The 10,585-nt window shown below is 60.9% G+C and carries 10 protein-coding genes; 1 reads left to right on the top strand and 9 read right to left on the bottom strand.

The genetic code is table 11. The annotated features are described in order from the left end of the window. Positions 1 to 261: 261 nt before the first annotated feature. Positions 262 to 948 (bottom strand): SMC-Scp complex subunit ScpB, encoded by a 687-nt coding sequence (gene scpB / locus C8J33_RS26305; protein ID WP_132665885.1) that lies wholly within the window; start codon positions 946 to 948, stop codon positions 262 to 264. 2 nt (positions 949 to 950) lie between these two features. Continuing rightward, positions 951 to 1,904, bottom strand: a complete 954-nt coding sequence (locus C8J33_RS26300) for a DUF1403 family protein (RefSeq protein WP_132665884.1) — start codon at positions 1,902 to 1,904, stop codon at positions 951 to 953. Positions 1,905 to 2,316: 412 nt separating this feature from the next. Between C8J33_RS26300 and C8J33_RS26295 the strand changes: the two genes are divergently transcribed. Beyond that, positions 2,317 to 3,444 carry a site-specific integrase gene (locus C8J33_RS26295; protein WP_132665883.1) on the top strand — a complete coding sequence of 376 codons (1,128 nt, stop codon included), beginning with the start codon at positions 2,317 to 2,319 and terminating at the stop codon, positions 3,442 to 3,444. A 132-nt stretch (positions 3,445 to 3,576) separates the two neighbouring features. Here the strand turns inward: C8J33_RS26295 and C8J33_RS26290 are convergent, their stop codons facing one another. The 7 genes from C8J33_RS26290 to C8J33_RS26260 all read right to left on the bottom strand — a co-directional run. Further along, positions 3,577 to 4,053 carry a GNAT family N-acetyltransferase gene (locus C8J33_RS26290; protein WP_132665882.1) on the bottom strand — a complete coding sequence of 159 codons (477 nt, stop codon included), beginning with the start codon at positions 4,051 to 4,053 and terminating at the stop codon, positions 3,577 to 3,579. A 68-nt stretch (positions 4,054 to 4,121) separates the two neighbouring features. Further along, on the bottom strand, positions 4,122 to 4,616 hold the full coding sequence (locus C8J33_RS26285) for a recombinase family protein (protein ID WP_132665881.1): 495 nt from the start codon (positions 4,614 to 4,616) through the stop codon (positions 4,122 to 4,124). Positions 4,617 to 4,957: 341 nt separating this feature from the next. Beyond that, positions 4,958 to 6,199, bottom strand: coding sequence for a HEPN domain-containing protein (locus C8J33_RS26280; protein WP_132665880.1), 1,242 nt, complete (start codon positions 6,197 to 6,199; stop codon positions 4,958 to 4,960). Further along, entirely contained in the window at positions 6,196 to 6,603 is a 408-nt protein-coding gene (locus C8J33_RS26275; protein WP_132665879.1) for a hypothetical protein, read from the bottom strand. The genes C8J33_RS26280 and C8J33_RS26275 overlap by 4 nt, the downstream gene beginning before the upstream one ends. Positions 6,604 to 6,880: 277 nt before the next feature. Beyond that, positions 6,881 to 9,151 carry a S8 family peptidase gene (locus C8J33_RS26270; protein ID WP_132665878.1) on the bottom strand — a complete coding sequence of 757 codons (2,271 nt, stop codon included), beginning with the start codon at positions 9,149 to 9,151 and terminating at the stop codon, positions 6,881 to 6,883. Positions 9,152 to 9,986: 835 nt separating this feature from the next. Then, complete coding sequence (locus tag C8J33_RS27735; RefSeq protein ID WP_132665877.1) at positions 9,987 to 10,292, bottom strand: hypothetical protein; 306 nt, start codon at positions 10,290 to 10,292, stop codon at positions 9,987 to 9,989. Then, a partial coding sequence (locus C8J33_RS26260) for a transposase domain-containing protein (RefSeq protein ID WP_132665876.1) occupies positions 10,292 to 10,585 on the bottom strand: 294 nt, incomplete at its 5' end. The genes C8J33_RS27735 and C8J33_RS26260, both read right to left, overlap by 1 nt.

The following is a 10,585-nucleotide window of genomic DNA, read 5'->3' as shown; positions in this document are numbered from 1 at the left end:
AGTGCCTACGTCGAGAATTTACGAACCCGTTTCGCCTGAAGAGATGGTGGTATCTTGGAAGTGGCACCAGCCCGACTACTTTTCAGACAGTCTGCCCGATTAGAAAGACACTTGTTTTGCTGGCTTTTGCGACATCGCAAAATACGGAGTTCTGCGATAGCCGCAATGTCCGGAGATGCCGTGCATGGGATGTCGCCGCGCGACTGAAATGTCTGGGCAGAATTGAGATCAAACCGCATAACGCGATTGCAAGCATTCCCATTACGCCTCGTCCGCGTCGGCCTCCTCAACGCCATCTAGCGGCAACGCCACATCAGCCCCCCGCCCCTGCATCAGCCCCGCATCCTCCAGCATCTCGACATCGGGCAAGTCCTGCAGCGTCTCCATGCCGAAGGCGCTGAGGAAATGCCGGGTGGTGACATAGGTGTAGGGCGCACCGGGGGTGGGGCTGCGCGGGCCAGAAGCAATCAAACCGGCGCTGCGCAGGCTCGCAATGGTGTCCCGGCTGATCTCCTTGCCGAAGGTTTTTGAAAGTTCGCCACGGGTGACCGGCTGCAGCGTGGCGATCGCCATCAGGACGGCGGCCTCCTGGCGAGATAGCGTCGCCGCCAGTGACCGCGTCTCAACCGTCGATGCACGAATGGTATCGGCATAAACGCTACGGGTGCGATGCTGCCAGCCGCCAGCCACGGAGACGAGTTCATAGGGCCGCCCGACCAGCTCCTCGCGCAGATCATCGACCAGCAGATCGATGGCGCAGGCCTTGCCGACGACGCGGGCCAGTGTTTCGCGCTTCACCGGCTCGGCGGACGCAAAGATCACCGCCTCGACCCGCATCATCCATTCCCGCCACCGCAACGCCGCTGGCAGGTCCTCGAGCTCCCGGTCAAAAACGCGATCATCGTGCCGTTTCCCGGTGCGACGGGCCCCTGTGCTCGAGTCCACCATCGTCACAGCCCGTAGATCCGAAACATGCTGCGGCCGGAAAGCTCCCGCACAGCACCGGAAGCCTCCAGCCGCTCGAACATCCGCCGGCTGGCCCAGCGCGACAGGTTTGCCCCGGGAGCGGAGGCGGACACCGCATCCTCATCCAGCAATCGCCGGAGCACGCCCTCTCCGCCTTTCGTGCGCAGTCTTGGCGCCACCGTCACGAGCTGCCGGGCGCGCCGATCAATCTCGCTTGCGATTTGCAGTGCGGCCCGTACACCCTCGACCAGTGCCAGACACACCGCGCGTGCAAAGGCCGGCTCGCCTGGCCGCACGCGTCCGCGGCCACCCAGCGTGCGGAACGCCGGTCCGCCGCGCTCCCCCATCAGGAGAAAAACCGGCTGTGTCCAGCCGAGCCGCTGCGCCATCAACCCGTCGGCAAGCCCCCAGGCCAGGCGTTCGGCATCTGGGCGAACGGCATGGATGACTGAGACGAGATCGGCCACGGCAAAGGGTGGGGATAGGGCCGACTGCAGCCCGCCATCGAGCAGATCGACCACGCCGGCCAGGCGATCGTCCCAGCGCAGCGACGACAACGTGGCGAGCTCCTGGAGGAACGCGGTGTTCATAGGACCTTTGCGGGCGCCAAGCTTCCTGTAGGCGGAATAGACGTTTCCGGCCGGCCCGAGATCACCGGCGTCCGACGACAACAGCATGGCATCCCGCAGCTCGGCTTCCCCCTCGGTGCGCCCTGTCAGGCGCACGGCCGCAGCAGCGGATCGAAGGGTCAGACGCGCGCGCCAGCAGCCCGCCCACACCGGCTCGCTGCGAACCAGATCATCCAGCGTTTTCAGAGCAATGCCGGCGCAGAAGGCCGCGTCACTTTCCGTCTCGACAGCGCGCGGCGACATCGACCAAGACGGCAGGATAAAGCTGGAGGCAGTGGCAGAGCCGACCGGTATGTTGCACAAAGTCATGAGAGGACCGTAGCTCAGATGTGCGGATTATGCCATCGAAAACCAGGAAATCCGCACACACTGTCGCTTACTAATTACGTCCGATAACGTTGACTTATCGGACGTATTTTGCATGATGCCAGAATGGCGAAAATCATCGAGCAGAACTGTCAGATGACCGGAATTCGTGAGACTCGGCCGTCATCAAAGCGGTCCTGTGCAACGCCATCCTCCGCAGACGCCCGCCCAGCGTTGCTATGGCTCTGATCTTATTCATTTCTTCGACCTACTGGTGCAGAGAAGCCTGTTGTCGCTCAGTCTCACAATTAATGGCTCGGGCGCGTCTCACCATATCTGAATCGCGTGACAATTCAGTCTCAACGAAACCGAAACGGTCTCACGAAATCTGAACCGGCTAACCCATTGGTAACAAATGAATTCCAGTCTCGCGAAAAACGGTCAGCTGACAGAGAAGACCTCAGCGCCGTCTCTCAGCACGGCTGGGCATGATGTTTCCGCGCCGCAGGTATCGGGCGGAAGCCCCCTCCCCTCTCCCGTCGGCGACGATCAGACGCCTACCCATCTCGCCAACCTTGCCGATCGTGCCCGGGGCTACGTCGCAGCGGCCAGCTCCGCGAATACACGAAAAGCCTACGCAGCCGACTGGAAGCATTTTTCTGCGTGGTGCCGGCGGTCCAATCTGGCCCCCCTCCCTCAGCAGCCGCAGACCGTTGGTCTCTACATCACCGCCTGCGCGTCGGGCGCGGCGACGCGCGGCATGAAGGCGAACGCAGTATCGACGATCGAGCGACGTCTGGCGTCCTTGTCGTGGAATTATGCCCAGCGCGGCCTTACGCTCGATCGCAAGGATCGTCACATCGCAACGGTCATGTCCGGCATCCGCAAGAGCCATGCCAAACCTCCGGTTCAGAAAGAAGCGGTGCTGGCGGAAGACATCATCGCCATGGTCGAGACGCTCGACCGGGGAACGCTGCGTGGCCTACGTGATCGCGCCATGCTGCTGATCGGCTATGCTGGCGGCCTGCGCCGCTCCGAGATCGTCGGTCTCGATCTGAAAGCCGAGCAGACGGAAGACGGGCGCGGCTGGATCGAGATCCTTGATCAGGGGATGCTCGTCACCCTGCGCGGCAAGACCGGATGGCGGGAGGTTGAGATCGGGCGGGGGTCGTCGGATGGCACCTGCCCGGTCGTGGCGGTGGAGACCTGGATCACCTTCGGCAGGCTTGCCCACGGGCCGCTGTTTCGCCGCGTGACCGGACAAGGCAAAGCCGTTGGACCGGATCGTCTCAACGACCGGGAGGTGGCGCGACTGGTGAAGCGGACAGCCATGGCCGCGGGTGTGCGCGGTGATCTCAGCGAGATCGAGCGGGCGGAGAAGTTCTCCGGGCACTCGCTGCGCGCCGGCCTTGCCTCCTCGGCGGAGGTCGACGAGCGCTATGTGCAGAAGCAGTTGGGACATGCTTCCGCTGAGATGACGCGAAGATATCAACGGCGGCGAGATAGGTTCCGGGTGAATCTGACCAAAGCTGCAGGTTTATAGCACTCGATGATGGGGTAGTGGTGACCGCTTCCAGCCCAAGGCGGCTCTGGAAACCATTCCTGCTTAAGGGGTCGGTTCCGGCGCGGGGCGAAATGACACTCTAAGCAATCGCCGGTAGGAAACGCGCTTTCCTCAATTCTCTGGAGACAGTTGCTTTTGCATGATGGAGAACGTTTTATCACCTCTCTCGAACGTCTCTACGGTCGTCCATCCAGCCTTTGAATATAGACCAACTGCACCAGCGCTGTAGAGAGACAGACGCTCAATTCCGGCTTTTCGAGCCAAAGCTTCAAGTTGGTTGATCAAGCTTATGCTGTGCCCGCGACCCCTGTGCATAGGATCAACATAGAGACCAGCAAGCCAGGGGTTCAACTCAGGTCTACCCTCTAAATCGCCCAAGCAAAGGGCCACCATTCCAACCGGTTGTTGTTCTTCGAGCATCACTAAAACTGTAGGCATAAGATCATGGCTGCTGGCGCATTGCGCATCAAGTTCAAGCATTTCAGCCAAGCTAGTTTCACCATCGCTGAAAAAAGCCTCCCAGCGCCAAGTTCCAGTGGTGTGTGCTAGGTCTGGTCGTTCGGCGGTGGTAACAAAGCTTATAGTCATGTCGTCCTAAACTCGATTGATCGATCAGAAAGGCAAACACCTTGCCAAGGTCAGGATGCAGGGCCGCGTCAATCTTCGCATCCACGCCCCCGGCGGGCAATATCACTAACCGTGTTCTTGCTGATGCCGAGATCGCGTGCAATCCAGCGATAGCTGCGGCTTTCGGCAATCAAAGTCTTGACCTTAGGCGCGAGGCGATCTGACTTGGGGCGTTCTCCGGTTTGACGGCCAAGCTTCTTGCCGCGCGCTTTTGCTGCTGCGAGGCCGGATTTCACCCGCTCGCTGATGAGGTCGCGTTCGAATTCGGCAATGCCGGAAAGGAAGGTAGCCAGCATTCGGCCGTGAGGGGACGATAAATCGAACGCCATCTCATTCATGGCGATGACCGAGACCTTCCAGCTTTCGAGTTTGCGCAGGGTATGGAGAAGATCGACCGTCGAGCGGCCCCAGCGAGACAGCTCAGTAACGAGTACCGCGTCAATTTTCCGAGCTTGCGCCAGCGCCATGACGTTGCGTCGTTCGGCACGGTCGAGCTTAGTGCCTGAACCGGTCTCCTTGAACATCAAGGTCGGTTCGGTCTACACTTTTGGCAACGGCGGCATTGTGGCAATCGTTGATCCCAAAAGAGGTAGGTGTATATCGCCTTTGTTGGCTAAGTAGCCGTGTCGGTTGCTGTGCACAATTGAAGATTTATGCACAGCTTTTGCACCTTGCAATCTAAAATGCTTGTCCGGTGCAAAAGTCAGGTGCAACTTGACGTCCACTTTCGACCCCATTGCAGTCGTTCTGCCTCTGGATTGAGGCGGCAGAAACCAGACATGCGTTTGCCGGCAGCTTTGGCGGCGAGAGCCATAGCTATACGACCTGCAAAGAGCGGCGGCCTTCCCTCCATCCTCGGGTGATATCAGTCCTGATCCGTGCCGGGTGCCGGCAGTTCGAGCGGCGTGGCATCGATAGTGGCAGCAGGATCGCCGGTGCCCCCAAGCGTTAGATCGTTCCAGTCGGGAAATCGGCCGCGCTCAAGCAGCTTCACAAGCATCCCGCGAACGAACTCGTCCATCGCCTTGCCGTCAAATTTCTTCGCCGTCTTTTCCGTGATGCGCCCGCCATGCACTGCGTCGGAGCGTGCACTATAAAGGGTCGACATCTTGGACTTGATCGCCTTGCGAGATGCTAGATCGGTGCCCATCAACCAGGCTGCGCGAGTACCCAACTTATTGGCGATCTCGGCGTCCTTCGAGGGCTCCCCATGCATTAGGATCACTTCGGCAGCCATGCCGAGATCGATAGCTGAGTTGATGTCGTTGTAGTTCGTCCTCGACCGAGACAAGCGCTCCACGGCAATGCCGAAGGAATCGAAGCCGTCCATTCGGTGGATCAGATTTAGCAAGCACTGCACCTTTGGAACGTCGAAGTCGGTGACCATAGGTACGAACGGGTCCGTCAAGCCATAGTAGTAGCCGCCCTCGGTCATGAGGATAGAATCGCCCACAGCCACGGAGTATCGACCAGGCATCTCGATCGCATGATCGCAGGCAAGGATCATGGCCCAGCGAAGATCGCGCCGGAACGCCGTCCTGTCCTCGTCACCCTTTTTCAGCGCTTCATGATCGGCCGGCGTCCGCTCACCTTCGAACATAGCTGGACTCACCGAGTATTTTTGCAGCAGGCCCCAGTGCTGATCGCGAAGGCCCGGCATGAAAGGCATCGTAAACATGATCTCGGAATTTCCGTTCGTGGGGACTTCGGCGTTCGGATATAGCCATGCGCCTGGCGCGATCTCCGTCACCTTTTCGACCTTCGCGCCCTTGAGATTGACCACCTCATAAAGATCGATCGAGTTCGCGGCGAGGTCCGCCGCGGCGCTCGCGACGATTGTCTCAAGCTCCGCACCCTTTAGGATCTGTTCCACGCACCAATGACCGGCCATCTGGTCGGCGGTACGGAATCCGCCAACACCCATCGAGACGCGCTTACCCTTCATCGCAGTGAAGGGTTCGACGGCCGTGAGCTGCTCGTCGATTTCGGCGATCCAGTCCGGATTGATGCGGCGGTTCCGCATTGCATCGATCGTCATGTTCTCGGCCTCGAGCGCCGCCTTTGCACCGCGTAGGATGTCCTCCGCGGCCTCGTATGGCGACGTCATTCGGTCGGCCCGCGCAATGCCGTCGGCGAGAACGTGTTGACCGAGTTGAAGAGGGCGTTGTCAAAGTCCTCGGTGATATTGTCCTCGCACCATCGTTCGAGCGTGATCAACATCGCCGTATCCGTCGCACCAGATGCGCGGATGCCAGCAATGATATCTCTCATGCCGGGGACGGACAGGTTGTAGGCGGTCACGAACCCGAAGGCGTACTGGGCGAAGAGATTGACGGTCGTAATGCCTCGCGCCGTCTCCATGCCCTGCTGGCGCGCGGTGGACATGGCGTTGAGGAAGTCGGTGCAGGGAAGCCCGCCGGCGCCGCCGCATGAGATGGAGCCAGTCGTGGTCCAGGCCTGCGCCGGCACGGCGAGAGCGGCCGCCATGGCCACTGCAGTCAGAAGTCGCATTGAAAACCCCTCAGTTCTGGGCACTCTGCCAGCGCCACGTGTTGCCCGCAACATGCCGGCAATCAGAGTCTGCCACAGCGCATCCGCTGAACGTCCGCTTATCAGGAAGGCAGACGCAAAAACGGACAGGCAGGAATCCACCCCGAAGTTGAGGGGTCTTCAGAGCCTCCACCTTAGCTCTGCCCGGAGGGGAGAGGAAGCGACGTTGCCAGAGCTGTGGCGCGATCCGGCAATTGACTACGAACCTGGTCCTGCCGACCAGATCGGGCCGGACGCTTCACCCGTCCTTCCTCGGAACCGTCAGCCACCAGGTTACCCGCCCCACTTCCTGCTTTCTGTAGAACTGGCTCGCCGAAACCTCGAACCCTTCGCCGTCCCAGTACTTGGATGGCACCCGCGCGTTCAGCGTCATCCACGTCATCGGCGGTAACACCTGCGTCTCGAACGGCTCCGTCTCACCGTTCGGATTGATCTCTACCTCGATCGTCCTGGGCTCGCGCCCGGGGATGACGTGTAGCCCCTTGGTCGGCTGCACCGTGTCCGGCATCGCTAGGAAGAGCGAGGACCCCGGCGGCAGTCCGGCGCGCACCAGCAATTGCATGTCGAGGAACGGCCCGGGCTCCGGGTTCGGTACGAAGAACGGAAGTGCCGAGGACTCGCTTGGGCCGCTGGGCCGGATGTCGGCAACGTTGAAGTTGCGCCAGGCCACGTTGTTGTTGGCCTGGATGAAGGCGGAGAAATTCTGGATCGGGTCGATAGTCGCCAGTATCGGCCCCAGATCGAGCATGTGCGAGACGGTGGCGATAAAGCAGTAGTGCCCCGGCCCCGGCACCGAGGCTGCCGGCCAAACGAATGGGCCCGCCACAGTCAGTTCGTCCCCGGGCGGTACATCTATGGTGCGCGACCCGATGCGGTTCCAAAGTCTGGGCGTGATCAGCGTCGCCGGAGGCGACCAGTACAGCGTCACGACGGCACTGTCGCCTATGACGCCTGCCCGGTTCCGCACCCGCACATATCCGAAATTGTCAGAGCCGAACTCCACCGTGTCGCTGAGGTTCACATTGTTTTCGGTGGTGCTGCCCTCGCCGAACGCCGCCTGCGGATTGCCCACCAAGGCATTCCGCATGATGATGTCGGGGCTGGCCGAGGAGATGCCGCCATGCGGCCCTCCCACGTCGCCGACGATGTCGCGGATGTAGAGTTCCGGAGCTACATTGAGGAACGCGATCGCGATGCGGCGCAGGTCCGGCATGCTGCCGATCCGGTCGGTGGCTGGGTTGGCAGAGCGCGTCCCAAGGTTGGGGTCGGACAGGATGGCGCGCAGCGTTGCAGGGTTGATCGGTGTCTTGTCGGCACCTGCGCGCTTCATGCCCTGCACCGCCAGCGCCGCCCCTGTCACGATCGGCGACGCGCTCGAAGTGCCGTTGAAGCCCGTCGTGTATTGGTTGATCGCGCCATTCTGGTCCGACGAGGTCGTGTTCACGTTGTGGCCCCAGCCGTAGCAGTCGATGCGGCTGCCATGGTTGGAAAAGTTGAGCCGGCTGTGCGGGGCAGCGGATGTGGCAGCTCCTACAACCAGCGCGCCCGAATCGCGGAACGCTGCGCTGCCGCGCGTCAGCACTGCCTGCCCGGAGGTGTTGCGATAGGTGTCGAGGTCGTGCCCGCCGTTGCCGGCAGCTTCCACCACCAGGTGTCCGAGTTGGGTCGCAAGGCGAATCGCATCGAACACGTCAGCCGCCACCTCGACGATCATCAACGGCCAGTTACCTTCCCAGTTCACCCATTGCTGCTCGATCAGGATCACGCCGCTGTCCCGCACCACATTGGTCAGGTGCGACACACAGGCCAGGATGGCATTGGCCACCGACGAGCCGTTGGTGGACGCACCGACCACCGTCTGCAAAGCCGGGGTGATGCCAACGCAGCCGACGGTGTTGTCCACGGCGCAGATCTCGCCCAACACCGAGGTGCCGTGCGCGCGCGACGGGTTGGCGATGCTGCCATGGATCAGTGTGCCGCCCTTCGCTACCAGGTCTTCGTGGTTGAAGGTCCAGCCCTGCTCCACGTCGGCCACGTGCTGCCCGGCGCCGTCGCCGCCTGCGCGCGTCCATGCGTATACTGCGTCAATCCCGCCCGGCGCCGCTCTCAGGTATCCCTGGTTAGGAAATCGCGGATCGTCGTTCGGCGCTACCACCGGATCGCTCGGCACCGGTTCGATGAACGCCGTCTCTACGTCCGGCAGCGCCAGGATCGACTCCAGCATCGCGCGCGGATCGGCCCCTTCCGGTACGGCGACAATGAAGTAGTCGTTCAGCGAGCCGGCCTTCGGCTCCCCGGACTTATTGCCTTCACTTTCCAGCAGCGCGATCCCGTCGGCCGGGATGGCGGTGAAGCGCGGCTGCAGCTCCATCGGACCGAAGCTGTCCGAGACCCGCTTCCACTGCAGCGCCTGCGCTTCACTGGCTCCGCCATCCCCACCGCGCGGATTGCCCGGCGCCTGTCCCGGCTTGAACTTCACGACGATGTTCTCCGAACGAGCTTTCGACATGACACTCCTCCCTCAAGGATATGAATATACAATTCAAATTGCCGGGTTTGCTTGGCAACGACTGCGTCACCGCAATATTAACAATCACTCTTGGATTGTGGCAATCACAGGCCGTACCGAATACACGCAAAAAACTCCTCGCACGTTCAGGAAACTTGCGTCACTCCAGTAATCACGTCGATCAGCCCCGCGAAACCACCACGATTCGCGTGTTGAGGTAGCTTGCGCGCGCGAACTCGGTGAAGCGGAGTTTCTTTGCCACCCACACCGAGGGTTGTTGTCTAGGTCGTAGATCGCCGTCATCCGCTGCCCGGCAAACGCCGTCTCGGTCCGGCCGGTCGCCGCCGCCATCGCGTCTCTGGCATAGCCTCAGCCGTGCCCCACCAAGTTGAGCGCCCAGCCGAGATCGCCGGCGTCAGGTTGCGGCGCAGACGCCGTTGCTGCTTATAACCAACAAGATGTCATTTGCGGCGGTTTTGACACCCCACGGTATCGAGACAGCGGCGATCCCGGCTGGGCTCCCGTAAAACGAGCGTGGTCTTGGACGGGCTCATCCGACGGTCTGGGTTCACCATCACCAGCAAAAGCGATCGGTTCACTGGCCCGCTGTTTCTCAGCCATGGCATAGCTGACCGAGTGTGGTCGGCCGACATGACAAGGCGGCTGGCTACGCCACTTCGATCCAGTGGCTGCAATACCGAGGTCCATTATTATGAGGGCGAGGATCACAGACCAAGCAGTTCGGCTGAGAATGAGCATCTAGAGCACATCCACGTTATTCGGGGTCATATCGTGAGCGTCCGGCGAACGCATTTTCGTCTGGTCGAGCGGGCGGCTATGGGATGCGCTTTGCCTCATCAGCCATGACACGCTCTATCATCTCGGGATCGCATTGTTCATCGACAAGGAACTGGCGGATACCACCATCCCAGGTCCGTATGTCGGCGAGCAGAGCTTGAAGATCGTCAATTCCGTTTTCGGTCAGGCCTTTTGTGCCATCTTCACTGCCATCACGGACATACACCAATTCGCCCTCGGCGATGTTGTCCGAGTTGGCGGTGATTTCCTCGATCAGTTCGAGGTTCTCGCCGATCACGCGGGCAACTTCTTTAAGCGTGTAGATGAACCGCGATCGTGCCATCACGCAGCGTCGTATAGGTCTTTCGCCGGCGCCCACTGCCAGGGTAGCAGTTCCGCAAGTCGATCCTTGGGGTGCCCCTGGATTCTGGTCAGGACGTCTGTGAGATAGGCCTCCGGATTATGACCATGGAGTTTGGCAGTCTCGATAATGGTCAGGATGTTGGCGATGCGCTCACCACCCTTGTCCGACCCGGCGAAGAGCCAATTTTTTCTTCCGATTCCAAGCGGTCTCATAGCGCGCTCGGCTATGTTGTTGTCGATCTCAACACGGCCATCGTCGATGTAAACGCTCAA

This window comes from Rhizobium sp. PP-CC-3G-465 (assembly GCF_004343445.1).
Lineage (GTDB): Bacteria > Pseudomonadota > Alphaproteobacteria > Rhizobiales > Rhizobiaceae > Ferranicluibacter > Ferranicluibacter rubi.
This window is presented reverse-complemented; position numbering and strand designations above follow the sequence as displayed.

Coding starts and splice junctions, on each gene's coding strand:
- scpB (WP_132665885.1), bottom strand. CDS start 948: ATGGTGGACTCGAGCACAGGGGCCCGTCGCACCGGGAAACGGCACGAT.
- C8J33_RS26300 (WP_132665884.1), bottom strand. CDS start 1,904: ATGACTTTGTGCAACATACCGGTCGGCTCTGCCACTGCCTCCAGCTTT.
- C8J33_RS26295 (WP_132665883.1), top strand. CDS start 2,317: ATGAATTCCAGTCTCGCGAAAAACGGTCAGCTGACAGAGAAGACCTCA.
- C8J33_RS26290 (WP_132665882.1), bottom strand. CDS start 4,053: ATGACTATAAGCTTTGTTACCACCGCCGAACGACCAGACCTAGCACAC.
- C8J33_RS26285 (WP_132665881.1), bottom strand. CDS start 4,616: ATGTTCAAGGAGACCGGTTCAGGCACTAAGCTCGACCGTGCCGAACGA.
- C8J33_RS26280 (WP_132665880.1), bottom strand. CDS start 6,199: ATGACGTCGCCATACGAGGCCGCGGAGGACATCCTACGCGGTGCAAAG.
- C8J33_RS26275 (WP_132665879.1), bottom strand. CDS start 6,603: ATGCGACTTCTGACTGCAGTGGCCATGGCGGCCGCTCTCGCCGTGCCG.
- C8J33_RS26270 (WP_132665878.1), bottom strand. CDS start 9,151: ATGTCGAAAGCTCGTTCGGAGAACATCGTCGTGAAGTTCAAGCCGGGA.
- C8J33_RS27735 (WP_132665877.1), bottom strand. CDS start 10,292: ATGGCACGATCGCGGTTCATCTACACGCTTAAAGAAGTTGCCCGCGTG.